The organism is Sterolibacterium denitrificans (assembly GCF_900174485.1).
GTDB classification, from domain to species: Bacteria; Pseudomonadota; Gammaproteobacteria; order Burkholderiales; family Rhodocyclaceae; genus Sterolibacterium; species Sterolibacterium denitrificans.
Genome location: NZ_LT837803.1, coordinates 2,883,663 through 2,909,462, shown reverse-complemented (window position 1 = coordinate 2,909,462; position 25,800 = coordinate 2,883,663). Strand labels below are relative to the sequence as shown.

The 25,800-nt window shown below is 64.2% G+C and carries 28 protein-coding genes; 18 read left to right on the top strand and 10 right to left on the bottom strand.

The window, feature by feature from the left end; all coding sequences use genetic code 11:
* The first annotated feature begins 73 nt into the window (after window positions 1–73).
* The 6 genes from cysT (at window position 74) to SDENCHOL_RS13125 (ending at window position 6,204) form a co-directional block, all read left to right on the top strand.
* Window positions 74–925, top strand: a complete 852-nt coding sequence (gene cysT / locus SDENCHOL_RS13150) for a sulfate ABC transporter permease subunit CysT (protein WP_067170520.1) — start codon at window positions 74–76, stop codon at window positions 923–925.
* On the top strand, window positions 922–1,824 hold the full coding sequence (gene cysW / locus SDENCHOL_RS13145) for a sulfate ABC transporter permease subunit CysW (RefSeq protein ID WP_067170517.1): 903 nt from the start codon (window positions 922–924) through the stop codon (window positions 1,822–1,824). The genes cysT and cysW overlap by 4 nt, the downstream gene beginning before the upstream one ends.
* Window positions 1,821–2,969, top strand: a complete 1,149-nt coding sequence (locus SDENCHOL_RS13140; protein ID WP_067170514.1) for a sulfate/molybdate ABC transporter ATP-binding protein — start codon at window positions 1,821–1,823, stop codon at window positions 2,967–2,969. Before cysW ends, SDENCHOL_RS13140 begins: the two co-directional genes overlap by 4 nt.
* A complete protein-coding gene (locus tag SDENCHOL_RS13135; RefSeq protein ID WP_154717258.1) occupies window positions 2,966–3,892 on the top strand; it encodes a CysB family HTH-type transcriptional regulator in 927 nt (308 codons plus the stop codon). The genes SDENCHOL_RS13140 and SDENCHOL_RS13135 overlap by 4 nt, the downstream gene beginning before the upstream one ends.
* Before the next feature lie 139 nt (window positions 3,893–4,031).
* Window positions 4,032–4,967, top strand: coding sequence for a cysteine synthase A (cysK, locus tag SDENCHOL_RS13130; RefSeq protein ID WP_408022501.1), 936 nt, complete (start codon window positions 4,032–4,034; stop codon window positions 4,965–4,967).
* Window positions 4,968–5,010: 43 nt separating this feature from the next.
* Window positions 5,011–6,204, top strand: coding sequence for a MalY/PatB family protein (locus tag SDENCHOL_RS13125; protein ID WP_067170505.1), 1,194 nt, complete (start codon window positions 5,011–5,013; stop codon window positions 6,202–6,204).
* Between the two features lie 98 nt (window positions 6,205–6,302).
* Here SDENCHOL_RS13125 and SDENCHOL_RS13120 read toward each other — a convergent pair whose 3' ends face one another.
* The 9 genes from SDENCHOL_RS13120 to SDENCHOL_RS13080 all read right to left on the bottom strand — a co-directional run bounded on the left by SDENCHOL_RS13120 (window position 6,303) and on the right by SDENCHOL_RS13080 (window position 14,843).
* A complete protein-coding gene (locus SDENCHOL_RS13120) occupies window positions 6,303–7,001 on the bottom strand; it encodes an outer membrane beta-barrel protein (RefSeq protein WP_067170503.1) in 699 nt (232 codons plus the stop codon).
* A 104-nt stretch (window positions 7,002–7,105) separates the two neighbouring features.
* Window positions 7,106–7,609: a lytic transglycosylase domain-containing protein gene (locus SDENCHOL_RS13115; RefSeq protein WP_067170500.1), complete on the bottom strand. Its 504-nt coding sequence runs from the start codon at window positions 7,607–7,609 to the stop codon at window positions 7,106–7,108.
* Window positions 7,610–7,695: 86 nt separating this feature from the next.
* Complete coding sequence (locus SDENCHOL_RS13110) at window positions 7,696–8,268, bottom strand: chalcone isomerase family protein (RefSeq protein ID WP_067170497.1); 573 nt, start codon at window positions 8,266–8,268, stop codon at window positions 7,696–7,698.
* Window positions 8,269–8,320: 52 nt separating this feature from the next.
* Window positions 8,321–9,589, bottom strand: coding sequence for a glutamate-5-semialdehyde dehydrogenase (locus SDENCHOL_RS13105; RefSeq protein WP_067170494.1), 1,269 nt, complete (start codon window positions 9,587–9,589; stop codon window positions 8,321–8,323).
* Window positions 9,586–10,620 (bottom strand): DNA polymerase III subunit delta, encoded by a 1,035-nt coding sequence (gene holA / locus SDENCHOL_RS13100; protein ID WP_154717257.1) that lies wholly within the window; start codon window positions 10,618–10,620, stop codon window positions 9,586–9,588. The genes SDENCHOL_RS13105 and holA overlap by 4 nt, the downstream gene beginning before the upstream one ends.
* Window positions 10,621–10,624: 4 nt before the next feature.
* The gene (lptE, locus tag SDENCHOL_RS13095) at window positions 10,625–11,182 is read right to left on the bottom strand and encodes an LPS assembly lipoprotein LptE (RefSeq protein WP_083522863.1); all 558 of its coding nucleotides are present in this window, start codon (window positions 11,180–11,182) and stop codon (window positions 10,625–10,627) included.
* A 45-nt stretch (window positions 11,183–11,227) separates the two neighbouring features.
* Window positions 11,228–13,864: a leucine--tRNA ligase gene (gene leuS, locus SDENCHOL_RS13090; RefSeq protein ID WP_067170492.1), complete on the bottom strand. Its 2,637-nt coding sequence runs from the start codon at window positions 13,862–13,864 to the stop codon at window positions 11,228–11,230.
* 155 nt (window positions 13,865–14,019) lie between these two features.
* The gene (locus SDENCHOL_RS13085; RefSeq protein ID WP_067170800.1) at window positions 14,020–14,283 is read right to left on the bottom strand and encodes a hypothetical protein; all 264 of its coding nucleotides are present in this window, start codon (window positions 14,281–14,283) and stop codon (window positions 14,020–14,022) included.
* Window positions 14,284–14,405: 122 nt separating this feature from the next.
* Window positions 14,406–14,843 carry an acyl-CoA thioesterase gene (locus SDENCHOL_RS13080; protein WP_067170489.1) on the bottom strand — a complete coding sequence of 146 codons (438 nt, stop codon included), beginning with the start codon at window positions 14,841–14,843 and terminating at the stop codon, window positions 14,406–14,408.
* Between the two features lie 194 nt (window positions 14,844–15,037).
* On the opposite strand from SDENCHOL_RS13080, the gene SDENCHOL_RS13075 reads away from it, so the two are divergent.
* The 12 genes from SDENCHOL_RS13075 to hisD all read left to right on the top strand — a co-directional run bounded on the left by SDENCHOL_RS13075 (window position 15,038) and on the right by hisD (window position 24,605).
* Complete coding sequence (locus SDENCHOL_RS13075; protein ID WP_067170486.1) at window positions 15,038–15,886, top strand: ABC transporter ATP-binding protein; 849 nt, start codon at window positions 15,038–15,040, stop codon at window positions 15,884–15,886.
* 13 nt (window positions 15,887–15,899) lie between these two features.
* Complete coding sequence (mlaE, locus tag SDENCHOL_RS13070) at window positions 15,900–16,673, top strand: lipid asymmetry maintenance ABC transporter permease subunit MlaE (protein ID WP_231912990.1); 774 nt, start codon at window positions 15,900–15,902, stop codon at window positions 16,671–16,673.
* Window positions 16,674–17,144, top strand: a complete 471-nt coding sequence (gene mlaD, locus SDENCHOL_RS13065; RefSeq protein WP_067170481.1) for an outer membrane lipid asymmetry maintenance protein MlaD — start codon at window positions 16,674–16,676, stop codon at window positions 17,142–17,144.
* A gap of 78 nt (window positions 17,145–17,222) precedes the next feature.
* A complete protein-coding gene (locus SDENCHOL_RS13060) occupies window positions 17,223–18,185 on the top strand; it encodes a VacJ family lipoprotein (RefSeq protein ID WP_172955082.1) in 963 nt (320 codons plus the stop codon).
* 76 nt (window positions 18,186–18,261) lie between these two features.
* The gene (locus SDENCHOL_RS13055; protein WP_067170478.1) at window positions 18,262–18,900 is read left to right on the top strand and encodes an MlaC/ttg2D family ABC transporter substrate-binding protein; all 639 of its coding nucleotides are present in this window, start codon (window positions 18,262–18,264) and stop codon (window positions 18,898–18,900) included.
* A 7-nt stretch (window positions 18,901–18,907) separates the two neighbouring features.
* Complete coding sequence (locus tag SDENCHOL_RS13050) at window positions 18,908–19,213, top strand: STAS domain-containing protein (protein ID WP_067170475.1); 306 nt, start codon at window positions 18,908–18,910, stop codon at window positions 19,211–19,213.
* 57 nt (window positions 19,214–19,270) lie between these two features.
* Window positions 19,271–20,209 (top strand): ABC transporter ATP-binding protein, encoded by a 939-nt coding sequence (locus SDENCHOL_RS13045; RefSeq protein ID WP_067170798.1) that lies wholly within the window; start codon window positions 19,271–19,273, stop codon window positions 20,207–20,209.
* 50 nt (window positions 20,210–20,259) lie between these two features.
* Window positions 20,260–21,015: an ABC transporter permease gene (locus tag SDENCHOL_RS13040; RefSeq protein WP_231913044.1), complete on the top strand. Its 756-nt coding sequence runs from the start codon at window positions 20,260–20,262 to the stop codon at window positions 21,013–21,015.
* A gap of 26 nt (window positions 21,016–21,041) precedes the next feature.
* Window positions 21,042–21,293: a BolA family protein gene (locus tag SDENCHOL_RS13035; RefSeq protein WP_067170469.1), complete on the top strand. Its 252-nt coding sequence runs from the start codon at window positions 21,042–21,044 to the stop codon at window positions 21,291–21,293.
* Window positions 21,286–22,557 carry a UDP-N-acetylglucosamine 1-carboxyvinyltransferase gene (murA, locus tag SDENCHOL_RS13030; RefSeq protein WP_067170467.1) on the top strand — a complete coding sequence of 424 codons (1,272 nt, stop codon included), beginning with the start codon at window positions 21,286–21,288 and terminating at the stop codon, window positions 22,555–22,557. Before SDENCHOL_RS13035 ends, murA begins: the two co-directional genes overlap by 8 nt.
* Window positions 22,558–22,608: 51 nt before the next feature.
* Window positions 22,609–23,262 carry an ATP phosphoribosyltransferase gene (gene hisG / locus SDENCHOL_RS13025; RefSeq protein WP_231912989.1) on the top strand — a complete coding sequence of 218 codons (654 nt, stop codon included), beginning with the start codon at window positions 22,609–22,611 and terminating at the stop codon, window positions 23,260–23,262.
* Between the two features lie 14 nt (window positions 23,263–23,276).
* Window positions 23,277–24,605: a histidinol dehydrogenase gene (gene hisD / locus SDENCHOL_RS13020; protein WP_067170792.1), complete on the top strand. Its 1,329-nt coding sequence runs from the start codon at window positions 23,277–23,279 to the stop codon at window positions 24,603–24,605.
* Window positions 24,606–24,615: 10 nt separating this feature from the next.
* On the opposite strand, the gene hisC is transcribed toward hisD, so the two are convergent.
* Complete coding sequence (hisC, locus tag SDENCHOL_RS13015; RefSeq protein ID WP_067170464.1) at window positions 24,616–25,734, bottom strand: histidinol-phosphate transaminase; 1,119 nt, start codon at window positions 25,732–25,734, stop codon at window positions 24,616–24,618.
* Window positions 25,735–25,800 lie beyond the last annotated feature (66 nt).

Genomic DNA, 25,800 nt, shown 5'->3' with positions numbered 1-25,800 from the left:
CTTGTGACGTGCCGCCACATACTTCGCCGCGATTCATAACGAATCGAATTCATATACAGGCTTCGTCTTCTTCATGAGCGCCATTCGTCGAGCATTACTCACCCGCCACAGCGTGCTGCCCGGCTTCGGCCTGACGCTGGGCTACACCCTGCTGTATCTTGGCCTGATCGTGCTGATCCCGCTGTCGGCGGCTTTTTTCAATTCGGCGGTACTCGGCTGGGACGGCTTCATCGCCGCGGTGACGACGCCGCGCGTGCTCGCCGCGCTGCGCCTGACCTTCGGCGCTTCCCTGATTGCCGCGCTGGTCAATGCCGTGTTCGGCCTGCTGGTGGCCTGGGTGCTCGCGCGTTACGACTTCTTCGGCAAGAAGCTGGTCGACGCCTTCGTCGATCTGCCGTTCGCCTTGCCGACGGCGGTCGCCGGTATCGCGTTGACGGCGATCTACGCCGGCAACGGTGTGATCGGCAAGCTGTTCGCGCCATACGACATCAAGATCGCCTTCACGCCGCTGGGCATCACGCTGGCGCTGATCTTCATCGGGCTGCCGTACGTGGTGCGCACGGTGCAGCCGGTGCTCGACGATCTCGAAGCGGAGCAGGAGGAAGCCGCCGCCAGCCTCGGCGCGAATCGGCGGCAGACCTTCTGGCGCGTGATCCTGCCGACGCTCGCCCCGGCGCTGCTGACCGGTTTCGCACTGGCGTTCGCGCGCGCCATCGGCGAATACGGCTCGGTGGTGTTCATCGCCGGCAACATGCCGCTGGTCTCGGAGATCGCGCCGTTGCTGATCATCACCAAGCTCGAACAATACGATTACGCCGGCGCCACCGCGATTGCCGTGGTGATGCTGGTGATTTCATTCGCGCTGCTGCTCGCCATCAACCTGCTGCAATGGTGGAGCGGCAGCCGCACCCGGGAGGACGCATGAGCGCCGCCGCACTTTCTTTATCCGCAGCGCCCGCCGCAGGCACCCGGGCGTTGCGCCATGCCACCGAGGAGCCGCGGCTGGTGCGCTGGCTGCTGATCGCCACGGCGCTGGCGTTTCTCGGCCTGTTCCTGTTCCTGCCGCTGGCGACGGTATTCCACGAAGCCTTGCGCAAGGGTGTCGACGTGTATTGGCAGGCGCTGCGCGAGGAGGATGCGCTGGCTGCGATCAAGCTGACGCTGATCGCGGCGGCGATCAGTGTGCCGGCGAATCTGGTGTTCGGCGTGGCGGCGGCCTGGGCCATCGCCAAGTTCGAGTTTCGCGGCAAGAGCGTGCTGTTGACCTTGATCGATCTGCCCTTCGCCGTTTCGCCGGTGATCTCGGGGTTGATCTACGTGCTGCTGTTTGGCGCCCAGGGCTGGTTCGGGCCGTGGCTGCAGATGCATGACATCCAGATTCTGTTCGCCGTGCCGGGCATCGTGCTGGCGACGATCTTCGTCACCTTTCCCTTCGTCGCCCGCGAGCTGATTCCGCTGATGCAGGCGCAGGGCACCGAGGAAGAGGAGGCCGCCATCGTGCTCGGCGCGTCGGCCTGGCAGACCTGGTGGCGCGTCACGCTGCCCAACGTCAAGTGGGGCCTGCTCTACGGCGTGATTCTCTGTAATGCCCGCGCCATGGGCGAGTTCGGCGCGGTGTCGGTGGTGTCCGGCCACATCCGCGGCCAGACCAACACCATGCCGCTGCACGTCGAGATTCTCTACAACGAATACAACTTCGCCGCCGCCTTCGCCGTCGCTTCGCTGCTGGCCGTGCTGGCGCTGGTGACGCTGGCGGCCAAGCAGTTCGTCGAATGGCGCTTTGGCGAGCATTCCCGCAACACAGCACAGGAAGAAAGACCATGAGCATCGCCGTCCAGGGACTTCACAAGGCATTCGGCAATTTTATCGCGCTCGACGACATCAGCCTGGAGTTTCCCTCCGGCGAACTCGTCGCGCTGCTCGGGCCCAGCGGCTGCGGCAAGACGACGCTGCTGCGCATCATCGCCGGGCTGGAAAACGCCGACCGCGGCCAAGTGCTGTTTCATGGCGAGGACGCTTCGGCGCGCGACGTGCGCGAGCGCCAGGTCGGCTTCGTCTTCCAGCATTACGCCTTGTTCCGCCACATGACGGTGTTCGAGAACATCGCCTTCGGCCTGCGCGTGCGGCCGCGCAAGACGCGCCCGAGCGAGGCGGAGATCAGCCGTCGCGTGCATGAACTGCTCGAACTGGTGCAGCTCGACTGGCTGGCCAGGCGCTATCCGGCCGAACTCTCCGGCGGCCAGCGCCAGCGCATCGCGCTCGCCCGCGCGCTGGCCGTCGAGCCTCAGGTGCTGCTGCTCGACGAACCGTTCGGCGCGCTCGATGCCCAGGTGCGCAAGGACTTGCGCCGCTGGCTGCGCCGGCTGCACGACGAGCTGCACATCACCAGCATTTTCGTCACCCACGACCAGGAGGAGGCGCTCGAAGTCTCCGACCGCGTGGTGCTGATGAATCGCGGTCGGGTCGAGCAGGTCGGCACGCCCAACGCGGTCTATGAGCAGCCGGCGAGCCCGTTCGTGTATGGCTTCCTCGGCTCGGTGAACCTGTTCCATGGGCGGGTGAGCGGCGATCATCTGGAGGTGGACGAGCATCTGCTGGCGCTCGATGCCGACGCTTCGCATTCTTCACACGCTTCACAGGTTTCGCATGCCCCGCACACGCTGTCGCCGGGCAGTGCGGCGGTCGCCTATGCCCGGCCGCACGAGATCGACCTTATCGTGCCCTCGCCGGACGCGCTCGACCAGGCGGGTCTGCCAGCCGTCGTCCGGCGCATTCTCGCCTTCGGCGGCAGCGTGCGCGTCGAGCTGGAGCGCGAGACTGCCGACGGCACGCCCGGCGCCGTGCTGACCGCCGAGATCGGCCGCGAGCGTCTGCGCGAGCTCGGCCTGGCCGAGGGCGACCGCGTGTTGGCGCGGCCGCGCAACGCGCGCGTGTTCGCGGCGCCGGAAGGGGCTAGGGAGGCGGCATGAACTTCCAGCAATTGCGCATCGTCCGCGAGACCGTGCGGCGCAACTTCAACCTGACCGAGGTGGCCAATGTGCTGTACACCTCGCAGCCGGGCGTCAGCAAGAACATCAAGGATCTGGAAGACGAGCTCGGCGTCGAGTTGTTCGTGCGGCGCGGCAAGCGCCTGATCGGCCTGACCAGGCCAGGCGAGGAGCTGATCGCCACGGTCGAGGGCATCCTGCGCGGCGCGCAGAACCTGCGCAGCATCGCCGACCAGTTTGCCAGCAGCGAGCAGGGCAACCTGATCGTCGCCACCACGCATACGCAGGCGCGCTATGCGCTGCCTGCGGTGATCAAGCAGTTCAGGGCGTGCTATCCCAAGGTGCATCTGACGCTGCATCAGTCGAGCCCGCGCGAGATCGCCGAGATGCTGGTGGCAGGCGAAGCCGACATCGGCATCGCCACCGAGGGCCTCGGCGACGTGCCCGGCCTCGTCACGCTGCCCTGCTATGCATGGCACCACGGCGTGATCGTGCCCCAGGGCCATCCCCTGACGCAGTTGCCCGCGCTGACGCTGGAAGCGCTTGCGGCCCATCCGATCGTTACCTACCACGCAGGCTTCACCGGGCGCTCGCACATCGACAGCGCCTTCGCGGCGGCTGGGCTGGAGGTGGATGTCGTGCTTTCCGCCATCGATGCCGACGTCATCAAGACCTATGTCGAGATCGGGCTGGGTGTCGGCATCGTTGCTTCGATGGCCTTCGACCCGGCGAAGGACGCCGGCCTGCGCCTGCTCGATGCCGATGCGCTGTTTGCCAGCAATACCACGCTGCTCGCGGTGCATCGCGGCGTGTTCTTGCGCGATTATGTCCGGCGTTTCATTACCATGCTGGCGCCGGGCGTGAGCGAGGAAGGCCTGAAGGAGGCGCTGGCCGATTTTCTGTAGCGGGTAGTAGCCTGCGGCCCATGGCTGCGCAATGCCCTCGCGCGGTTACACGGTTACAATCGTGGGCCGCGCAGCAATGCAGCGGCATGGCGCTTCGAGGAGCGCCTCGAACAGTCATTTCCGGGCAAAAGGAACCTTCATCATGAATATCGCCAACAATGTCACCGACCTGATCGGCAACACGCCGCTGGTCAAACTCAACCGCCTCACGGACGGCATCGATGCGACGGTGGTCTGCAAACTCGAATTCGCCAATCCGGGCAGCAGCGTCAAGGACCGGATTGCCCTGGCGATGATCGATGCGGCCGAGAAATCCGGCCAGCTCAAGCCCGGCAGCATCATCCTCGAAGCCACCTCCGGCAATACCGGCATCGGTCTGGCGATGGTCGCCGCCGCCCGCGGCTACAAGTGCGCCGTGGTGATGCCCGATACCATGAGCCGCGAGCGCAAGCTGCTGCTGAAGGCCTATGGTGCCGAACTGATCCAGACGCCGGGGGCCGAAGGCATGCCGGGTGCGATCAGGAAGGCGCAGGAACTGCTCGCCAGCGATTCCCGCTACGTCATCATGCAGCAGTTCGACAACCCGGCCAATCCCGAGATCCACCGCCGCACCACCGGCGAGGAAGTCTGGAACGACACCGACGGCCAGGTCGATATCTTCGTTTCCGGCATCGGCACCGGCGGCACCATTACCGGCGCGGGCGCCTTGTTCAAGGAACGCAAGCCGGGCGTGCGGGTGATTGCCGTCGAGCCGGACAGCAGCCCGGTTCTGTCGGGCGGTGAGCGCGGGCCGCACCTGCTCCAGGGGCTGGGCGCCGGTTTTGTGCCGGCGGTGCTGAATACCGGGGTGTATGACGAGGTCGTGCGCGTGACCAACGAGCATGCGTTCGAGACGGCGCGCCGCATGGCCACCGAGGAAGGGCTGCTGGTCGGCATTTCCTCGGGGGCCGCGGTCTGGGCCGCGCTCGAAGTCGCCAGGCGCCCGGAGAGCAAGGGCAAGCTGATCGTCGTCGTCCTGCCTTCGAGCGGCGAGCGCTATTTGTCGACGGCGCTGTTCCAGCATCTCGAGGTGTGATTGCGCAGAAGCGTCGGCCGGCCCGGCCTCGCCTCTTGTATCCATGACGTTCGATTTCGATCGGTTGCCCGATCTGGGGGCGGGCGATTCGCTCAAATGGAATCGCTATGCCGGCCGCGAGGTGCTGCCGCTGTGGGTGGCGGATATGGATTTCGCCGCGCCGCCGGCGGTGGTGGCGGCGCTGCAGGCGCGGGTGGCGCGGGCGAGTTTCGGTTATGCCGAAGCGCCGGACCGGCTGGTCGCGACGCTGCGGGATTATCTGCAGCGCGAATACGACTGGATGATCGAGCCCGAGTGGCTGATCTGGCTGCCGGGACTGGTGAGCGGGCTCAATCTGGCCTGCCGCGCGGTGGACGGCGACGTGTTCAGCGCCACGCCGGTCTATCCGCCGTTTCTCAGTGCGCCGCGGCTGGCCGGACGCGAACTGGCGACGGTGCCGCTGGTGCGGCAGGCTGGGGGCTGGCGCTGGGATTTTCCGGCAGTCGCGGCGGCGCTGGCGGCGCATTCAGCCACCCGGCTGTTTTTGCTCTGCCATCCGCACAATCCGGTCGGCCGTGCCTGGCATGACGCGGAACTGCGGGAGATCGCCGCGCTCGCCGAACGGCATGATCTCGTCGTCTGCTCCGACGAAATTCATTGCAATCTGATACTCGATCCTGCGCGGCGGCATCGGCCGTTCGCCATGCTGTCCGAATCCGCCGCGCGCCGCAGCATCACCTTGATGGCGCCGTCGAAAGCCTACAACATCGCCGGGCTGGGCTGCGCTTTCGCGGTGATTCCCGATGCCGGCCTGCGGCGGGCTTTTGTCGCCGCCATGCGCGGCATCGTGCCGCATGTGAATGCGCTGGGGTTGGCGGCCTGCGAAGCGGCCTACGGCGCGTCAGGCGACTGGCATGCCGCCCTGCTCGAGTATCTGCGCGGCAATCGCGAGCGGGTCGAGGCGGCGGTGAGCCGGATGCCCGGCCTGGTCATGACGCCTGTCGAAGCGACCTACCTGGCATGGATCGATGCCGGCGAGCTGTGTACCCGGCATGGCATCGCGGAGCCGCAGCGCTTCTTCGAGGCGGCTGGCGTGGGTCTGTCGGCGGGGGCCGATTTTGCCCTGCCGCAGGCAGGCGGGAGGGCGCATCCGGAAAATCCGGCCAGACATTTCGTGCGGCTGAATTTCGCCTGTCCGCGCGCGCAACTGGCAATCGCGCTGGAGCGCATGCGGGCGGCGGTAGCGAGTCTTGCCTGAAAACAAAACCCGGTGGGCAATCTGCCGCACCGGGTTTGCTGGGGAGAAGAACCAGGGGCCAGAAGAAAGGAGAGGCCGCCGGATTCCGGGTTCAGAATTCAGAACTTGCCGATCAGACCCAGTGACATCAGGTTGATGTCGATGGTGCCGACGCTGGCTTTGTCGCCCAGCTTGTTGTAGCGCTCGAATTCGGCGCGGATGCCGAAATCTTCATCGATGCGATAGTTGGCGCCAACCCCCATCAGCCCTCTCCAGCGGGTCTTGTCGAGGCCGCCGTTGCCGAGGCCGGCATGGGCGCCGGTGCTGCTGCTGTCGGTCTTGACCTGGGCGTAAAAGCCGCCGGCCTTGGCAAAGACCGAGAGATCTTCGCTGATCGGGTTGCTGGCGATGCCGACGATGTTGAAGCCGCTGATCTTGGTGGTGCGGCTGGCCGTGCCGGTATATGTCGGGGGAAGCAGGCCGGGGCCCTTGTAGCTGTAGTCGGCGTGGTAGTCGGTCTTGCCGAGATTGACGTAACCGCCCTCGACGGCAAAGTTCTCGTGGAGCTGATAGCCGAGCTGCAGTTTGTAGCCGTTCTTGCCGGAAGTTTGTGTGGAACTGATGGCACTGGCCGGTACGCCGCTCTTCACCATGGTGGCGTTGTTGTCGAGCTGCATCGGCGTATGCTTCTTGATCGATTTGCCGACGGTGACGACCAGGTACATGTCTTCGCTGAGTTCCAGCGCCTGCGCCGAACTGGCGGCGGTGGCGGCAAAAACCACGATCAGGCTGGCGGCAAGGCGTTGGGTGCGTTTCATGTGCTGCTCCAGGTACGATGAAACCGTAATGTTAGCAAAGTTAGCAAAAACCGACTCGATGCATTGATGCGCCTGCTTCTCGACTTCTCGACTCTCCGGCCCGGTCAGCGGCTGACCAGGCGCGGCACGGCTTCGGGGCGGGTGGAAGCGGACGATCTGGCGGCGGCAGAGACTTTGCGGACATAGCCATTGGTAAAGCCGCGCGTATGGTTGCCGGTGTTGTAGGCGGAAATCGCGGCGCGCAGGGCTTGTTGTCCGAGGCCATATTTCCTGCTGGCGTCGGCATAGTTCTCGCTGAGGATCTGCGCGCCGGCAGCAACGTTGTAGCAGGGCTCGAACAGTTGCTGCGGCGTCAGGCCGAAACGTTGCAGATGACGTGAATTGACCTGGGCCAGCCCCATGTCCACCGAGTGGCCTTTGGCGATCAGCCAGTCGGCCCAGGCCAATGCTTCTGCTGCCGTGGCGGGCTGGCGAGCCAGGCGTTTCTTGCCATTGACGTTGATCGCCAGCGGATTGCCGCCGGATTCGACCTTGATGATGGCCATCATCGTCGTCGGCGCGACGTTGGGCGCGCATTGCAGGATCAGTTGCTCAAGGCCGGGAAGCATGGGAAGCGCTCGATTGTTTGGCGAAGGGACGGTTTGGTGATTATGTCGTCTTCCGGTATTGCCGTGGGTGGTCGTCCCTGGCGACCTTACTGCGGTTTGCCGAGCAGCGCATCCTTCAGGTCATCCTGCGCCGGTTTCTGGCCGAGCCAGATTTGCAGCAGGGCGCGGTAAAAATCCGCGCCGGCGATGTCCTTGCCCTGCGGCTTGCCGTCGATGCTCAGGCGCGTGCCGCTTTCCGGCAGCCAGTCGATGGTGACGAGCGTGCCCTTGGCGGTGGTTTTGACGGAGAGGATCGCCAGGCGAAATTCCTCGATGCGATCCTTCAGCGCCGCCATTTCGGCATCCGTATGGTTCTTGCGGATGCCGCCGACCAGCGCATCGGCAAATTGTTCGGCGGTCAGTTCGCGCAAGGTGACGATGTGCAGGCGCTTCGGGCCGCTCAGCGCGAGCACGTCGGCGGCCGCCGTCTTCTTTTCCGGCAGGTACAGGCCGATCGCATACACCTTGAGGAACAGCTTCGAACGCAGGCCGGCGCCGTTGAATTGCAGCTCGGCGGCGTCGAGTTTCGTCTTGTCTTCGTATTTGACGCCGGCGATGTCGGCAGCGGCATGGGCCAGGCCGGCGATGCAGAACAGCAGGGTGACGAGCAGCTTGTTCATGGAGCCTCCTTGGGAGTCGTGTGGAAAAAAAGGATGATGGACGTCGAAACGGTCATGAGCGAACTTCGCCATTGCCGAGCACGATCCATTTCTGGCTCGTGAGGCCGTCGAGGCCGACCGGGCCGCGCGCGTGGATCTTGTCGGTGGAAATGCCGATTTCGGCGCCCAGGCCATACTCGAAGCCGTCGGCGAAGCGCGTCGAGGCATTCACCATCACGCTGCTCGAATCCACCTCGCGCAGGAAGCGCATGGCGTGCGTGTAATTCTCGCTGACGATGGCCTCGGTGTGCTGTGACGAATAGCGGTTGATGTGCTCGATGGCTTCGTCGAGGCCGGCGACGACTTTCACGGCAATGATGGGTGCCAGATATTCCTCGTACCAGTCCTGTTCCGTTGCCTCTTTGGCGTTCGGCAGCAGCGCGCGCGTCTCGGCGCAGCCGCGGATTTCGACGCCCTTGGCCGTCAGCATCGCCGCGATGCGCGGCAGCAGCGTGGTGGCGACGGCGCGCGCCACCAGCAGCGATTCGGCGGTGTTGCAGGTGCCGTAACGCTGGGTCTTGGCGTTGTCGACGATATTCAGCGCCTTCTCGGGATCGGCCGCTTCATCGACATAGACATGGCAGTTGCCGTCGAGATGCTTGATCACCGGCACGCGCGCCTCCTTCGAGATGCGCTCGATCAGGCCCTTGCCGCCGCGTGGCACGATCACATCGACGTATTCGGGCATGGTGATGAGGCTGCCGACGGCGGCGCGGTCGGTGGTCTCGATCACCTGCACGGCGGTTTCCGGCAGGCCGGCCGCCTTGAGTCCGGTGCGCACGCAGGCGGCGATGGCCTGGTTGGCGCGCAACGCTTCCTTGCCGCCGCGCAGGATGGCGGCGTTGCCCGACTTCAGGCACAGCGCCGCGGCATCGGCGGTGACGTTGGGGCGGGCTTCGTAGATGATGCCGATCACCCCCAGCGGCACGCGCATCTTGCCGACCTGGATGCCGCTCGGCCGGCGCTTGAGGTCGGTGATTTCGCCGACCGGATCGGGAAGCTGAGCGACCTGTTCGAGTCCCTGCGCCATCGCTTCGACGCTCTTGGCGGTCAGCGTCAGGCGGTCGATCAGCGCGGCGTCGAGACCGTTGGTCCTGGCCTCCGCGAGGTCGGCGGCGTTGGCGGCGAGCAGCGCGTCCTGCTGTGCGCGGATCTGCCGCGCCATTTCGAGCAGCGCGGCATTCTTCGCGGCGGTCGAGGCGGCAGCGGTCAGGCGCGAAGCGGCGCGCGCCGCCCGGCCGAGATTTTCCATGTAGGCGGTGATGTCGTCGATCGGTTTCATGAACTTGCCCTGGGCGTCAGTCTGGTTTGGGTCAGGCGCAGCGTCAGTTGCAGGAATTCATCCCACAGATCGCCGCGCGTCAGACCCTTGATCATGCGGTCGATGCGCGCGGCTTGCAAGAGCGCATTGCGCAACAGCGGCGTCGGGCAGCGCTGGACGGCCTGACGATAGGCGCTTTGGCGCGCGCCGAAAATTCTGGCGGTACTGCAGGCCACATCGAAGCTCGCCCCCCGATCGAGCTGGGCGCGCAACTGGGCCAGGGTGCGGGCTTCCTGCGCCAGCGCCCAGAGGATCAAGGTCGGCGCGGTGTCTTCGGCGCGCAGTCCGTCGAGCAGGCGCGCGCAGCGTGCACCGTCGCCGGCGAGCAGCGCCGTGCGCAGCTTGTCGACGTCGAAGCGGGCGACGTCGAGTACCGCTTCCTCGACTTGCGCCAACGTGAGCTGACCTGCCGGATAGAGCAGGCCGAGCTTCTGGATTTCCTGGTGCGCGGCGAGCAGATTGCCTTCGACATGGGCGGCGATGAATTCGAGCGCTTCGGGCACGGCCGATTGCTGCTGGCGGGCCAGGCGCGCGGCGATCCAGTCGGGTAGCTGGCGCAGCGCCGGCGCGTTGAGTTCGATGGCGACGTTGCTGCTGCCCGCGCTGAGTACGGTGAACCACGCCGCCTTTTTCGCCTGCCAGTCGAGTTGCGGCAGGGTGATCAGCGTGACGACGCCGTCCATCGGTTGCGCGGCATGGCGCTGCAGTGCCTCGCCGCCCTCGCGCCCCGGCTTGCCGTTGGGTATGCGCAGGTCGATCAGTTTGTTGCCGCCGAACAGCGACATGTTGCCGCCGGCAAGCTGGAGCTGATCCCAGCGAAAACCCGGCCCGGCGACCAGCACTTCGCGTTCTTCGTAGCCCTGCGCGCGCGCCGCCTTGCGGATGGCGTCGGCCGCTTCCAGCACCAGCAGCGGCTCGTCGCCATGCAGCAGGTACAGGGAGGCGAGCGGCCTGGCCAGATGCGTATCGAGCTGATCCGGGCGCAGTTGCATGGCTTCAGTTTTGTGGCTGACCGGCGCCATCGCCGCCGGCGGCTGCGGCAGCCGGTGACGGTGGCGGCGGCACTTTGGCGGCGGAAAGACGGCGCAGGATCTGCTGTATCAGATCGTTCTGCATGTCGCGCCAGAGCAGGGTTTCTTCGGATTCCTTGGACAGCACCTGGTCGTCGTTGTAGCTGATGTCGCGGCGCACGGTGATCTGGCCGGGCGATAGCCATTCGCGATTGTCGGTACCGACGAGACGAAAGCTGAAAGTGCGCACCAACTGATATTCGCTGACGCGCCCGGCGGCGGAAAGACTGAGTATGTTCTTGGCCTGACGGTCGGTGAGTACTTGCAGCATCACCTGTGCCGCTTCCCGGCTGTTGGCGACGTCCACTTTGCTGCCGGCCATGATGGAGCGCTTGAGGCGGGCGTGCATTTCCCCGGTTTCGGGCATGCCGAGGTAGATGCTGTCGAAGGCCAGCGGATAGGCGCCGCGCAACTGGAAGCCGCAGGCGGCCAGCAGCAACGTGGCGGCGGCGAGGAGACAGAGGCGGGTCCAGGAGAGGCGCATGGCGGGGGTGAGTGAAAGTGAGGCGTGAAGTGAGGTGTGAAGCGATCAGACGACGATGTTAACCAGGCGCCCCGGCACGACGACGACTTTCTTCGCCGGTTTGCCTTCCATGTATTTCTGCGCCGTCTCGGCGGCGAGCGCGGCGGCTTCGATGGCGGCCTTGTCGGCGCTGGCGGGCACCCGCAGGTTGCCGCGATGCTTGCCGTTCACCTGCAGCACCAGTTCCAGTTCGTCCTGGGCCAGCGCGGCTTCCAGGGGTTCCGGCCAGCGGGCTTGCAGGATGTCCTCACCATAGCCCAGTTCGCGCCAGAGGGCGTGGCTGATGTGCGGGGTGATCGGCGAGAGCAGGCGCAGCAGGATGGACAGGCCTTCATGGATGACGAACGCGGTTTCCGCATCTTCCTGCGGGGCTTTTTCCAGGGCGTTCAGCATTTTCATCGCCGCCGAGACGACGGTGTTGAACTGCTGCTTGCCCAGGTCGTAGTTGGCCTGCTTGAGGTTGAGGTGGATTTCGCGGCGCACGCCGGCCAGCGCATCGGCCGCCAGCTTGTCCGGGACGGCGGCGCTGCCGAGGGGGCGTATCCGCGCCTGTGCGGCATGGGCGAAGCTCCACAGCCGGCGCAGGAAGCGATACGCGCCTTCGACGCCGGCATCCGACCACTCCAGCGTCTGTTCGGGCGGGGCGGCGAACATCATGAACAGCCGCGCCGTGTCGGCGCCGTACTGGTCGATGATGGCCTGCGGATCGACGCCGTTGTTCTTCGATTTCGACATGGTCGTCATCTCGAATTCCAGCTTTGTTCCGTCCTTGAGGGATGCGCCGGTGATCTGGCCTTGCGGCCCGCGAGCGATCGTGATGTCTTCTTCCCAGTAGTAGTTCTTGCCGCCGTTTTCGGGTTTGTGGAAGAAGGCGGTCTTCAGCACCATGCCCTGGGTGAGCAGGCGGGCGAAAGGCTCGCGGTAATTCACCAGTCCCATGTCGCGCATCACCTTGGTCCAGAAGCGCGAGTAGAGCAGGTGCAGGATGGCGTGCTCGATGCCGCCGATGTACTGGTCGACGGTCATCCAGTAATTCGTTTCCTCATCGACCATCGCCCGTTCGGTCTGGCCGCTGGCATAGCGGGCGTAGTACCAGGACGAATCGACGAAGGTATCCATGGTGTCGGTTTCGCGCTTTGCCGCGCTACCGCACTGCGGACAGGCGCAGTCGATGAAGCTGGTCAGCCTGTTGAGCGGATTGCCGGAACCGTCCGGCACGCAGTCTTCGGGCAGCACGACGGGCAACTGGCTGTCGGGCACCGGCACGTCGCCGCATTTGGCGCAGTGGATGATCGGGATCGGGCAGCCCCAATAGCGCTGGCGCGAGATGCCCCAGTCGCGCAGGCGCCATTGCACTTTCTTGTCGCCCAGTCCCTTGGCGGCGAGCAGTTCGGCGACCTTGTCGACGGCCGCAGCGTAGGCGAGACCATCCAGCACGTTCAACCCGTTCAATGTTCCGGAATTCACGCAGACGCCGTTTTCCTTGTCGGCATACCAGTCCTGCCAGGCATCGGCCGAGAAGTTCTGGCCGGCGACGTCGATGACCTGCCTGATCGGCAACTGATACTTCTTCGCGAAGGCAAAGTCGCGCTCATCGTGCGCCGGCACGGCCATCACCGCGCCGTCGCCGTAGCTCATCAGCACGTAGTTGCCGACCCACACCGGAATTTCTTCGCCGGTGAGCGGGTGGGTGACGGACAGGCCCGTCGGACGGCCGGCCTTTTCCATCGTCGCCATGTCGGCTTCCATCACCGAGCCTTGCTTGCACTCCTCGATGAAGGCGGCGAGTTCCGGGTCGTTGCGCGCGGCGAAGCTGGCCAGCGGATGCTCGGCGGCCACGGCGCAGAAGGTCACGCCCATGATGGTGTCGGCGCGGGTGGTGAATACCCACAGCTTGCCGTCGTCGATCAGTTGGCCGCTTTCGTCGCGGATGCCGTGCGTGAAGGCGAAACGCACGCCGACCGACTTGCCGATCCAGTTGGCCTGCATCAACTTGACCCGCTCGGGCCAGCCGTCCAGCGTGTCGAGGTCATTCAGCAGTTCTTCGGCGTACTGGGTGATGCCCAGGTAATAGCCGGGAATTTCGCGTTTTTCCACCAGGGCGCCGGTGCGCCAGCCACGGCCGTCGATGACCTGCTCGTTGGCCAGCACGGTCTGGTCGACCGGATCCCAATTCACTACCTGGGTTTTCTTGTAGGCGATGCCCTTTTCCAGCATGCGCAGGAACAGCCACTGGTTCCACTTGTAGTAGTCGGCGTCGCAGGTCGCCAACTCGCGGCTCCAGTCGATGGCAAAGCCCAGCGCCTGGAGCTGCTGCTTCATGGTGGCGATGTTCTCGCGCGTCCAGCGGGCCGGCGGCACGTTGTTCTTGATGGCGGCGTTTTCCGCCGGCAGGCCGAAGGCATCCCAGCCCATCGGCTGCAGCACGTTGAATCCGCGCATGCGGTGGTAGCGCGAGAGCACGTCGCCGATGGTGTAGTTGCGCACATGCCCCATGTGCAGCTTGCCCGAAGGATAGGGGAACATCGACAGGCAGTAATATTTGGGCAGCGATGGGTCGGCGCTGACGCGGAAGGCGGACTGCGTTTCCCAATACGCCTGGGCGGCCTGTTCGAGTTGGCTGGGGCTGTACTTTTCCTGCATGACGGGCTTGAGTTTCTCGGGTTTCGGATGAGTCTGGAAAGACCGGCGATTATACCCGTCGGCAGCAGGGCTCGCGGCGCAGGGAAGCGCCGTATCCACAGGCGCCGTACTTCAGGTTCCGCGCGCCATGCGTCGTGTGCGTTGCGTGTATTACGTCATTTCCGGCCCGGCGTGAACAGATGCAGCATGGCATTGAAGGCGGCAGAACTGTGCTGCGGGTCGTAGCGCTCGAAGAGCTTGAGCTGGCGCTCGCGCTGGGCGGCCGGCAGCGCTTCGAGTATCTGCTGGCGTTCGGCGGTGATTTCCTGGGACATCCGATCGGTGACGAAAAGGAACGGAATCGGCGTGTACAGGCCGTCGTTACCCTGGAGGTGATAGCGGATCGAACCGCGCTGCGGCTTGCTGGCTGATTTTTTCATGGCGGCGAGCATCCCGGCATGGCCGGACGGAAATATAAGGGCCGGGTATTGTACTTTGCACTTGGCATCATGGAAACGTGCGCGTGTGGGTATTGCCCAGTATGGGAATGCCGGGAGCGGGGTCACGCCTTGCCGGACGGGTTCGTGCGACGTTGAAATTCCTCGGGGACGGGGGCGACCTTGCGTGCCGCATAATCCATGAAAACGATGCCCGCCTTGCCGCGGGCCACTTCGCGTCCCGTTTCCTTTTCGCACATCTGCCAGACGAGGTCGCAGCCGTTCTTGCCGAAGTCGTTGGCCGTCATGCGCACGACCATGGTTTCGCCCTGGAAGGCTTCCGACCGGTATTGCAGCGCGGCGTCGGCCACGATGATGCCCACGCCTTCGACATTGCCTTCGTGATAGCCCAGCGACTTGAAGAAGCGCGAGCGCGCTTCCGATACCAGCGTCAGCAGCAGGGCATTGTCGAGATGGCCGCCGTAATTGATGTGACTCTGGTAGATGGCCAATTCGGTGCTGAAGGGCAGCTCTTCGGGTAGTTCGATCCTGATGCGCGGCATGGGATGTCCTGTCCTGGTGGATGTGGATGTGAAACAGTGGAATCGTGAAACCCGGATTGTCGTGGATCATTCCATGCGGGAGCAAGCCTGCGCGCCGAGGCGGCGGCGGTTTTTCGGCCGGATCCGGCGGCGGTGCCGCCAATCTGGCGTCGGATGCTAGAATCGCCGCTTTAATTTTTGTACGAGACGTTCGCGTGGCTACTGCATCACACGCTGCTGACGACTGCCTGGTACGACTCAGCAACGTAAATTTCGCCTACGACCGACGCCCGGTGCTCTCCGGCATCAACATGGAGATTCCGCGCGGCAAGGTCGTCGCCATCATGGGCAGCAGCGGTTGCGGCAAGACCACGACGCTGCGCCTGATTGGCGGCCAGCTCAAGCCTGTCAGCGGCGAGGTGTGGGTGAATGGCCAGCTGGTGAACGACCTCGGCGCAGATGCCCTCTATGCATTGCGGCGGCGCATGGGCATGCTGTTCCAGTTCGGCGCGCTGTTTACCGACATGTCGGTGTATGAGAACGTGGCTTTCCAGATGCGCGAGCATACCGATCTGCCGGAAGACCTGATCCGCGATCTGGTGATGATGAAGCTGCATTCCGTCGGCCTGCGCGGGGCGCATGATCTGATGCCTGCCGAGCTTTCCGGCGGCATGGCGCGGCGCGTGGCGCTGGCGCGGGCGATCGCCCTCGATCCGCTGCTGATCATGTACGATGAACCCTTTGCCGGCCTCGATCCGATTTCGCTGGCGGTGGTCGGCGATCTGATTCGCCGCCTGAACGATGCGCTCGGCGCCAGCTCCATCATCGTCACCCACGATGTGCAGGAATCGCTGAAGATCGTCGATTACGTCTATTTCGTCTCGGCCGGCAAGATCGTTGCCGAAGGCACGCCGGCCCAGATCAAGGCCTCGACCACGCCCTATGTGCATCAGTTCATCTGGGGCGAGGCCGACGGTCCGGTGGCGTTTCATTATCCGGCGCACGCCTATGCCGATGAAATCATGAATCAGCCCATGCGCGCCGCGGGAGGCCGCCATGCTTGAGCGGTTGAAAGCCATGCTGATTCATCTGGGCGGCAACGTCACCCGCCGCATCTGGCGCCTGGGTTTCGCCGCCCGTTTCTTCATGGCGATCCTGCTGCATTCGGGTACGGCGCTGCGCCGCTTTCACCTGACCATCCGTGAAATCTATTTCACCGGCGTGCTGAGCCTGATCATCATCCTGGTGTCGGGTTTGTTCGTCGGCATGGTGCTCGGCCTGCAGGGTTACGACACCCTGCAACGTTACGGCTCCAGCGAGGCGCTCGGCGTGCTGGTGGCATTGTCGCTGGTGCGCGAGCTCGGCCCGGTGGTGGCGGCCTTGCTGTTTGCCAGCCGCGCCGGCTCGGCGATCACGGCCGAAATCGGTTTGATGAAGGCCACCGAGCAGATTTCGGCCATGGAGATGATGGCGGTCAATCCCATCGCCCGCGTCGTCGCGCCGCGCTACTGGGCCGGAGTGATCTCCATGCCGCTGCTGGCCGCGCTGTTCTCGGCGATGGGGATCTTCGGCGGCTATCTGGTCGGCGTGCAGCTGATCGGCGTCGATGAGGGGTCGTTCTGGTCGCAGATGCAGGCTTCCGTCGATTTCCGCGAGGACATCCTCAACGGCTTCATCAAGAGCTGCGTGTTCGGCACCATCATCAGCTGGATCGCCGTCTTCGAAGGCTACGACGCCGAACCGACGGCCGAAGGCGTCTCGGGCGCCACCACGCGCACCGTCGTCACCTCGTCACTGGCGGTGCTGGCCGCCGATTTCATCCTTACTGCACTCATGTTCCGGGGGGCTTGAATGAACCGCGCAACCATCGACCTGTGGGTCGGCATCTTCGTCGCTATTGGCCTGGGCTCGTTGCTGTTCCTCGCCCTCAAGGTGGGCAATCTGGCCTCATCCAATATGGGCGAGACATACCGTCTGGAAGCCAAATTTGATAATATCGGCGGCCTGAAGGTGCGCGGGGCGATCAAGACGGCAGGTGTCGTGATCGGGCGCGTCACGGACATACGGCTCGACGCCGAAGATTATGAAGCCGTCGTCGGCCTGCAGATCGACAAGCGCTACCAGTTTGACAAGGAAACCACCGCCACCATCAACACCTCGGGCCTACTTGGCGAGCAATACGTCGGACTGGAAGTCGGCGGTTCTCCCGACATGATGAAGGCGGGTGAGACGATCAGAAAGACCCAGTCGGCGGTCGTGCTGGAGAAGTTGATCAGCCAGTTCATGTTCAACAAAGCGGCCGAAGACGACGGCGGGCGGTAACGAGCGGCAATGGCGTCGATCGACGCACAGGGTATCAATGCACCAATAACCACAATAATGCAGCGTCGGAACAACAACATGGATGACAATTTCGTGAATAAGTGGTTTGCCGGACAGCGCAGGGGAATGCTGGTTCTGGCGCTGGCTGCCGGGATGTTGGCCGGGTGTGCCACTTCGGGCAATCCGCGCGATCCCATCGAGGGCTTCAACCGGGCGATGTTCGACATCAACGACGGTCTCGACAAGGCCATCGTCAGACCGATCGCCCAAGGCTATGAAGCCGCGCTGCCGGCGCCGGTACGCAAGGGTGTGACCAACTTCTTCGCCAATATCGGCGATGTCTTCATTGCCATCAACAACCTGCTGCAGGGCAAGGTGCCCGAGGCCCTGAGCGACGTCAGCCGCGTTGCCGTCAATACGACCTTTGGCCTGCTCGGGGTGATCGACGTCGCCAGCGACCTCGGCCTGGAGAAGCACGAGGAGGACTTCGGCCAGACCTTCGGGCGCTGGGGCGTCGAGGACGGCCCCTACCTGGTATTGCCGCTGTTCGGTCCCAGCACGCTGCGTGATGCCGTTGGCCTGGTTGCCGATACGCATGCCGATCCGGTGGTCTGGGTCGATGACGTTCCGTCGCGCAACCTGCTGCTGGCGACTCGCGCCATTGACAATCGCGCCGGCCTGCTTTCCGCCGACAAGATCGTCGAGGAGGCGGCACTGGATCGTTATTCGTACATGCGCGATGCCTATCTGCAGCGGCGGCGCAGCCTGATTTATGACGGCGATCCCCCGCGCGAGAAGGACTATTCGGCGGATTTCCAGTTCGGTGCCGCAACCGAGCCTGCCGTCATCAGGATGCGGCTGGAGCCGGTGATCGGATCGGCAAATCTCGTCGTCGAACGCTATGACGGCGAAGAGTCATCTGCCGCCACGGCGCCGTCGGTGCTGATTCCGGAGCCGCTGCGTCCGGCGCTGGTGACCATGGCCTGGGCGAATGCGGCAAACCCGCTGTTGTTGCCGGCGGCCGGGCAGCACGGGCACTGAGCGCCGCTACTTTCAGCTACCTTCGGTTTTCCTGTTCCATGTTCTGTCGTCCAACTTTTAAGTATTTGGAAATTTCATGAAGTTCGCCAGTCTGTTTCTTGCCGGTTTGCTGTTCCTTTCCCCCGCGCTTGCCGGCGCGCAGGAAGTCGCCCCCGATGTCCTGGTCAAAACGGTGACCAATGAAGTACTGGAGGTGGTGCGCAACGATAAGGATATCCAGTCCGGAGACTCCAGGAAAACCATCGCGCTGGTCGAGAGCAAGGTGTTGCCGCACTTCAATTTCTCGCACATGACGCGTCTGGCGATGGCGCGCAACTGGAGCAAGGCCAGCGCTGCCCAGCAGAAGGCGCTGACGGACGAATTCCGCACCTTGCTGGTGCGCACCTACTCGAAGGCGCTCAACGAATACAAGACGCAGACCATCGACTTCAGGCCGCTCAAGGCCAAGCCGGGCGATACCGATGTCAAGGTCTCTACGCGGATCAACCAGACGGGCAGCGTCAAGCCGATCACCCTCGATTACTACCTGGAAAAACAGGATACCGGATGGAAGGTGTATGACATCGAGGTGGGCGGCATCAGCCTGGTGATCAATTACCGCGATTTCTTCACCAGCGAAATCCGCAAGGGTGGCGTCGATGGCCTGATCCAGTCGCTGCAGGAGAAAAATGCCAGCAGTGAAAAGGCCAGCAGCCCGGCCGACAGTCGGAAGTGATGCGTCGATGATGCGCCAGGCCGGTGATCGCATCGAAGTCGGCGGGGCGATGACCCTGGCTGAGGCCAGCGCGCTGCTTGCCAATGGCGGGAACGCGCTGACCGGTACTGAGACCGAGACAGTATTCGACCTGTCTGCCGTCGAAATGGTCGATTCCTCCTCGATTGCAGTGATTTTTGGTTGGCTGCGTCAGGCCCAGGCGCAGGGAAAAACCATACGCATCGCTCATCCTCCGCGTGATCTCCTCAGTCTTGCCGCCCTCTACGGCGTGACCGAACTGCTGCCGCTTTGCAACAGCAAGAGCGAGACGTGAGACGCAAGGCGTGAGGATCGAGGCTCTGCACTGCTTTCGATGCCCATTCCAGCCACCATGCAGCCTGCCATTGAAATTCATCGGGTCGTCAAGCGCTTCGGCCGTCTGACTGCGCTCGACGGCATCGACCTGAGCGTGCAGCCCGGCGAGTTCTTTGGCCTGCTGGGCCCCAATGGCGCGGGCAAGACCACGCTGATTTCGGCACTGGCCGGGCTGGTGCGCGTGGACAGCGGCAATATCGCGGTGATGGGTTGCGATGTGGTCGGCGACTACCGCAATGCCCGCCGCCAACTGGGCGTGGTGCCGCAGGAACTGGTGTTCGACCCTTTCTTCAGCGTGCGTGAAACGCTCAAAATCCAGTGCGGATATTTCGGCATTGGCGCGAGCCGGCAACGGGATGCCTGGATCGACGAGATTCTCGAAAATCTCGATCTCACGGCCAAGGCCGATGCCAACATGCGCATGCTGTCGGGCGGCATGAAGCGCCGTGTGCTGGTCGCCCAGGCGCTGGTGCATCGGCCGCCGGTGATCGTGCTCGACGAGCCGACCGCCGGCGTCGATGTCGAGCTGCGCCAGACGCTGTGGCAATTCATCCGGCGCCTGAACCGCGATGGCCATACCATCGTGCTGACCACGCACTATCTCGAAGAAGCCGAATCGCTGTGCGGGCGCATCGCCATGCTCAAGGGCGGGCGCATCCTGGCGCTCGACAGCACCCGCAACCTGTTGCAGCGCTTCTCTGCTCATGCGCTGCGCTTCAAACTGGCGGCGAACGCGCCGCTTCCGGCGGTGTTGGCCTCGCGCGCGGAGTATCGCGATGAGACGTGGCACATGACTTTCGACGATTTTCGGGCCATCGAACCCCTGCTGGCCGAACTGCGCAGCCACGGCTGCGTGCTGCAGGATCTGGAAATCGGCAAGCCCGATCTCGAGGAAGTCTTCGTGCGCCTCATGAGCGAGGGTGCGGAAAAGAAACCTGTCGAGCGTGCTGCATGACGGACGTTCCGGATAAGGAGGATAGGGTGGGCAGGGCCGATCGGGCGGAGCTGACCGGCTTCGCGACGCTGTTCTACAAGGAGGTGCTGCGCTTCTGGAAAGTCGGTTTCCAGACCATCGCCGCGCCGGTGGTGACCGCGCTGCTCTATCTGCTGATCTTCTCCCATGTGCTGGAAGGCAGGATGCATGTCTATGGCAGCATTCCCTACACGGTTTTCCTGATCCCGGGTCTGGTGATGATGTCGATGCTGCAGAACACGTTCGCCAACAGTTCCTCGTCGCTGATTCAGTCCAAGGTGACGGGCAGCATCGTGTTCGTCCTGCTGCCGCCGATTTCCTACCCCTCCTTTTTTCTCGCCTACGTGCTGGCTTCGCTGCTGCGCGGCGTCGCGGTAGCGATCGGCGTGTTGCTGGCAACCTGGTGGTTTGCGCCGCCGCAGATGGTCGCACCGCAGTGGGTGCTGCTCTTCGCGCTGTTGAGCGGGGCGGTTTTCGCCAACCTCGGCGTCATTGCCGGCATCTGGGCGGACAAGTTCGATCAGCTCGCCACCTTCCAGAATTTCCTCATCATGCCGCTGACCTTCCTCTCCGGCGTGTTCTACTCGATACATACGCTGCCGCCGTTCTGGCAAACGGTTTCCCGCTGGAACCCGGTGTTCTATATGATCGACGGTTTCCGCCACGGTTTTTTCGGCATCTCCGACGTTTCGCCGTGGCAGAGCCTCGGCATCGTCGGCGGCTGCTTTCTCACACTTGCAATATTCACTCTGACGCTGTTGAAGCGCGGCTACAAGCTGCGCGCCTGACGGCGACCCGAACAAGGAGCAACACCATGCTGGACCCCAAACAGATTCAATCCTGGATTGCCGATGCCCTGCCTTGCGCATACCTCACGGTGGATGGCGACGGCCATCATTTCGGCGCCATCATCGTCAGCGCCGAATTCGCCGGCCTCAATCGCGTCAAGCGCCAGCAGCGCGTATATCAGACGATACGCGACAAGCTGGACTCCGGCGAACTGCACGCCCTGTCGATGCAGACCTTTACGCCCGAAGAATGGCAAGACGCGCAAAGCAATGGATAAGCTGCTGATCGAAGGCGGGGTGCGCCTGGAAGGAGAAACCGCCATTTCCGGCGCCAAGAACGCCGCCTTGCCGCTGCTCTGCGCCGCGTTGCTGACGCGCGAACCGCTGACGCTGACCAACGTGCCGGATCTCAACGATGTCGGCACCATGTTGACCTTGCTCGAGCAGATGGGGGTCAAGGTCGGCCGCGAGGCGTCGCGCAACGGCGCGGAAGGCCTGACCGTCACGCTCGACGCCGGCGGTCTCGACAACCCGGTCGCGCCCTACGAGCTGGTCAAGACCATGCGCGCTTCCATCCTGGTGCTGGGGCCGCTGGTCGCCCGCTGCGGCGAAGCCAAGGTGTCGCTGCCCGGCGGCTGTGCCATTGGCGCGCGTCCGGTCGACCAGCACATCAAGGGGCTCACGGCGATGGGCGCGGAGGTGACGGTCGAGCATGGCTATGTGCATGCGCGCGCGCCGCATCTCAGGGGCGCGCGGCTGTTCACCGACATGGTGACGGTCACGGGAACCGAAAACCTGATGATGGCGGCCTGCCTCGCCGAGGGCGAAACCGTCATCGAAAATGCCGCGCGCGAGCCGGAAGTCGTCGATCTGGCGAACTGCCTGGTCGCCATGGGCGCGCAAATCTCCGGTGCCGGCTCGGACGTCATCCGCATCCGCGGCGTGGCCTCGCTGCACGGCGCCACGCACCGCATCATGCCCGACCGCATCGAGACCGGCACGTATCTATGCGCGGCGGCGGCCACCGGCGGCAGCATCCGCCTGACCGGCACCTCGTCGTCCTACCTCGACGCCGTCGTCGACAAGCTGATGGACGCCGGCTGCGACATCAAGAGCGAGCGCGACGCCATCGTGCTCAAGGCGCCGCCGCGCCTGACCGCGGTGAGCCTGCGCACTTCGCCCTATCCGGCCTTTCCCACCGACATGCAGGCGCAGTTCATGGCCATCAACTGCGTGGCCGACGGCACGGCGATCATCCGCGAAACCATTTTTGAAAACCGCTACATGCACGCCGTCGAACTGATCCGCCTCGGCGCCGACATCCGGATCGATGGCAACACCGCCGTGGTCAAGGGCGTCGAGCGCCTCGAAGGCGCGACGGTGATGGCCACCGACCTGCGCGCCTCGGCCAGCCTGGTCATCGCCGGCCTGGTGGCGCAGGGCGAGACGCTGATCGAGCGCATCTACCATCTCGATCGCGGCTATGAACATCTCGACCGGAAACTCAGTGCGCTGGGCGCCAGGGTGCGGCGCGTCAAGTAAGCCGAATCAAGTAAAATCGGAAACTTCGGAATTTGAATTCGGAACCATCCAGTGAATGCAGTGAACGACGGCATCACCATCGCCCTTTCCAAGGGCCGCATCTTCGAGGAAACCTTGCCGCTGCTGGCGGCGGCCGGCATCGTGCCGGACGAAAATCCCGAACGGTCGCGCAAGCTGATCATCGGCACCAACCGGCCCGATGTGCGCGTGGTCATCGTGCGCGCTTCCGATACGCCGACTTATGTGCAGTACGGCGCGGCCGATCTGGGCATTGCCGGCAAGGACGTGCTGATCGAACACAGCGGCACGGGGCTCTATCAGCCGCTCGACCTGGGCATCGCCAAATGCCGCATGAGCGTGGCTGCGCCGGTCGGCTTCGACTATGCGCGGGCGGTGAAGAGCGGCGCGCGTCTGCGCATCGCCACCAAATACCTGAACACGGCGCGTGAGCACTTTGCCGCCAAGGGGGTGCATGTCGATCTCATCAAGCTGTACGGTTCGATGGAACTGGCGCCGCTGGTTGGCCTGGCCGATGCCATCGTCGACCTGGTGTCGACGGGCGGTACCCTGCGCGCCAACAACCTCGTCGAAGTCGAGGAGATCATGCCGATTTCCTCGCGCCTGGTGGTCAATCAGGCGGCGCTGAAAATGAAGCGCGAAATCCTGCAGCCCGTCATCGATGCTTTTGCGGGGGCGATCGGGTGAATGAGGCCAACAAGATGGGCGCAAGCATTCGCCGTCTGAGCACCAGCGAGCCGGATTTTTTGCGGAAGCTGGATGCCTTGCTCGCGTTCGAAGCGGCGACCGATGACAACATCGAGCGCAGCGTTGCCGAGATACTCAAGAACGTGCGCGCGCAGGGTGATAGCGCCGTGCTCGACTATACGCGCCGCTTCGATCAACTGGCCGTTGCCGACATGGCTGCGCTGGAACTGCCGGCGGCAGTGTGTGCTGCCGCCCTGCAGGCACTGCCGGCCGGACAGCGCGAAGCGCTGGAGCAGGCGGCGGAACGCATCCGCCGTTTTCACGAACGGCAGAAAGCCGATTCCTGGGAGTACGAGGAAACCTCGCCGCAGCTTGCCGGCACGCGGTTGGGCCAGAAGGTGACGCCGCTGGATCGCGTCGGCCTGTATGTGCCGGGCGGCAAGGCCAGTTATCCCTCCTCGGTGCTGATGAATGCGCTGCCGGCCAAGGTTGCCGGCGTGCGCGAACTCATCATGGTGACGCCGACGCCGCGTGGCGAGCAGAATCCACTGGTGCTTGCCGCTGCGCATCTGGCGGGTGTCGACCGGGTGTTCACCATCGGCGGCGCCCAGGCGGTTGCCGCGCTGGCTTACGGCACGCAGAGCATTCCGCAGGTCGACAAGATCGTCGGTCCGGGCAATGCCTACGTTGCCGCCGCCAAGCGCCGCGTGTTCGGCGTGGTCGGCATCGACATGGTGGCCGGTCCGTCGGAAGTGCTGATCATTGCCGACAGCAGCGCCAACCCCGACTGGGTGGCGATGGACCTGTTCGCCCAGGCCGAACACGACGAGTTGGCGCAGTCCATTCTGCTCTGTCCGGATGTCGCGTTCATCGAGCGCGTTGCCGCCAGCATAGGGCGGCAGTTGCCGGAGATGCCGCGCCGCAGCGTCATCGAGGCGTCGCTGGCCGGACGCGGCGCGCTGATCCTGACGCGCAGCCTGGATGAAGCCTGCGACATCGCCAATCACATCGCGCCGGAGCACCTCGAACTGGCCGTGGCCGAACCGCGCGGTTTGGTGGGGAAGATACGTCATGCCGGGGCCATTTTCCTCGGCCATTACAGCAGCGAGTCCATCGGCGATTATTGCGCCGGCCCGAACCATGTGTTGCCCACCTCGCGCAGCGCGCGCTTCTCCAGTCCGCTGGGCGTCTATGATTTTCAGAAGCGCAGCAGCCTGATCGAGATTTCGGCGGCGGCTGCGCGCAGCCTGGGCGCGATTGCCGCCACGCTGGCCCATGGCGAGGCGCTGACCGCCCATGCGCGTTCTGCCGAACTGCGCACGGAAGAGGAAGGCAACGGCTGAAAGCAGTAACTCAGGTTGCCGCGGGCGCGGACGGTGCGGATGATGTGGCCGGCGTGGCGAGTATTTCGCGCAAGGCTTCGAGTAGCAGCGCGCACTGGCTGTCGGTGCCGATGGTGATGCGCAGGAACTGTTCGATACGCGGCTGTTTGAAATGACGCACGATGATGCCGCGCGCGCGCAATGCGGCGGTCAATGCGGCGGCATCGCGTGCCGGATGGCGGGCGAAGACGAAGTTCGCTGCCGACGGCAGGACGACGAAGCCCAGCGCGCGCAGTCCCTCGTTCAGTTGCTCCCGGCTGCGCACGACCGCCTGGCAGGTCTGGGTGAACCAGGCATGATCCTCATACGCGGCACGGGCACCGGCGAGGGCGAGACGGTCCAGCGGATAGGAATTGAAACTGTCCTTGACGCGATTCAGTGCCTCGATCAGGTCGGCATGGCCGGCGGCAAAGCCGACCCGCAGGCCGGCCAGCGAGCGCGACTTCGACAGGGTATGCACCACCAGCAGGTTGGGATACCGGTCGATCAGCGGGATCATCGAGGCATCCTCGCCGGCAAAATCGACATAGGCTTCATCGACCACCACCACCGATTCGGTGTGCGTCTGCAACAGCCGCTCGACGGCGCTGCGCGGCAGCAGACATCCGGTCGGCGCATTGGGATTGGGGAAAATGATGCCGCCGTTTTCGCGCGGGTAATCGGCGATGTCGATGCTGAAATCCGCCGCCAGCGGCACGGTGGCGTAATCGATATCATACAGCCCGCAGTAAACCGGGTAGAAGCTGTAGGTGATGTCGGGAAAGAGCAGTGGCTGGTCGTGCTTGAGCAGGCCGAGAAAGACGTGGGCCAGCACCTCGTCCGAGCCGTTGCCGACGAAAATCTGCTCGGGCAGCAGCCCGTGATGGCGGGCGATGGCCTGTCTGAGGCTGGCCGCCGTCGGGTCGGGATAGAGCCGCAGCGTCTCGCCGTTGCTGCCGATTTCCTCGCGCATGGCAGCGAGCACGTGCGGCGACGGGGGATAGGGATTCTCGTTGGTGTTGAGCTTGACGAGATTGGCGAGCCTGGGCTGCTCGCCGGGAACGTAGGGCGTCAGGCTGCGGGCGGTGGCACTCCAGTACTTGGTGTTCATGGGGCGGCAATGAGAATGGGAAAGCGCGAAAGTACGAAAGCGTGAAAGCGGGCAGGCCGGGAAGAG

Excerpts from the sequence above, each read along its gene's own strand:
- cysT (WP_067170520.1), top strand. The coding sequence starts at position 74 with ATGAGCGCCATTCGTCGAGCATTACTCACCCGCCACAGCGTGCTGCCC.
- cysW (WP_067170517.1), top strand. The coding sequence starts at position 922 with ATGAGCGCCGCCGCACTTTCTTTATCCGCAGCGCCCGCCGCAGGCACC.
- SDENCHOL_RS13140 (WP_067170514.1), top strand. The coding sequence starts at position 1,821 with ATGAGCATCGCCGTCCAGGGACTTCACAAGGCATTCGGCAATTTTATC.
- SDENCHOL_RS13135 (WP_154717258.1), top strand. The coding sequence starts at position 2,966 with ATGAACTTCCAGCAATTGCGCATCGTCCGCGAGACCGTGCGGCGCAAC.
- SDENCHOL_RS13125 (WP_067170505.1), top strand. The coding sequence starts at position 5,011 with ATGACGTTCGATTTCGATCGGTTGCCCGATCTGGGGGCGGGCGATTCG.
- SDENCHOL_RS13120 (WP_067170503.1), bottom strand. The coding sequence starts at position 7,001 with ATGAAACGCACCCAACGCCTTGCCGCCAGCCTGATCGTGGTTTTTGCC.
- SDENCHOL_RS13115 (WP_067170500.1), bottom strand. The coding sequence starts at position 7,609 with ATGCTTCCCGGCCTTGAGCAACTGATCCTGCAATGCGCGCCCAACGTC.
- SDENCHOL_RS13110 (WP_067170497.1), bottom strand. The coding sequence starts at position 8,268 with ATGAACAAGCTGCTCGTCACCCTGCTGTTCTGCATCGCCGGCCTGGCC.
- SDENCHOL_RS13105 (WP_067170494.1), bottom strand. The coding sequence starts at position 9,589 with ATGAAACCGATCGACGACATCACCGCCTACATGGAAAATCTCGGCCGG.
- holA (WP_154717257.1), bottom strand. The coding sequence starts at position 10,620 with ATGCAACTGCGCCCGGATCAGCTCGATACGCATCTGGCCAGGCCGCTC.
- lptE (WP_083522863.1), bottom strand. The coding sequence starts at position 11,182 with ATGCGCCTCTCCTGGACCCGCCTCTGTCTCCTCGCCGCCGCCACGTTG.
- leuS (WP_067170492.1), bottom strand. The coding sequence starts at position 13,864 with ATGCAGGAAAAGTACAGCCCCAGCCAACTCGAACAGGCCGCCCAGGCG.
- SDENCHOL_RS13085 (WP_067170800.1), bottom strand. The coding sequence starts at position 14,283 with ATGAAAAAATCAGCCAGCAAGCCGCAGCGCGGTTCGATCCGCTATCAC.
- SDENCHOL_RS13080 (WP_067170489.1), bottom strand. The coding sequence starts at position 14,843 with ATGCCGCGCATCAGGATCGAACTACCCGAAGAGCTGCCCTTCAGCACC.
- mlaE (WP_231912990.1), top strand. The coding sequence starts at position 15,900 with ATGCTGATTCATCTGGGCGGCAACGTCACCCGCCGCATCTGGCGCCTG.
- mlaD (WP_067170481.1), top strand. The coding sequence starts at position 16,674 with ATGAACCGCGCAACCATCGACCTGTGGGTCGGCATCTTCGTCGCTATT.
- SDENCHOL_RS13060 (WP_172955082.1), top strand. The coding sequence starts at position 17,223 with ATGGATGACAATTTCGTGAATAAGTGGTTTGCCGGACAGCGCAGGGGA.
- SDENCHOL_RS13055 (WP_067170478.1), top strand. The coding sequence starts at position 18,262 with ATGAAGTTCGCCAGTCTGTTTCTTGCCGGTTTGCTGTTCCTTTCCCCC.
- SDENCHOL_RS13050 (WP_067170475.1), top strand. The coding sequence starts at position 18,908 with ATGATGCGCCAGGCCGGTGATCGCATCGAAGTCGGCGGGGCGATGACC.
- SDENCHOL_RS13045 (WP_067170798.1), top strand. The coding sequence starts at position 19,271 with ATGCAGCCTGCCATTGAAATTCATCGGGTCGTCAAGCGCTTCGGCCGT.
- SDENCHOL_RS13035 (WP_067170469.1), top strand. The coding sequence starts at position 21,042 with ATGCTGGACCCCAAACAGATTCAATCCTGGATTGCCGATGCCCTGCCT.
- murA (WP_067170467.1), top strand. The coding sequence starts at position 21,286 with ATGGATAAGCTGCTGATCGAAGGCGGGGTGCGCCTGGAAGGAGAAACC.
- hisD (WP_067170792.1), top strand. The coding sequence starts at position 23,277 with ATGGGCGCAAGCATTCGCCGTCTGAGCACCAGCGAGCCGGATTTTTTG.
- hisC (WP_067170464.1), bottom strand. The coding sequence starts at position 25,734 with ATGAACACCAAGTACTGGAGTGCCACCGCCCGCAGCCTGACGCCCTAC.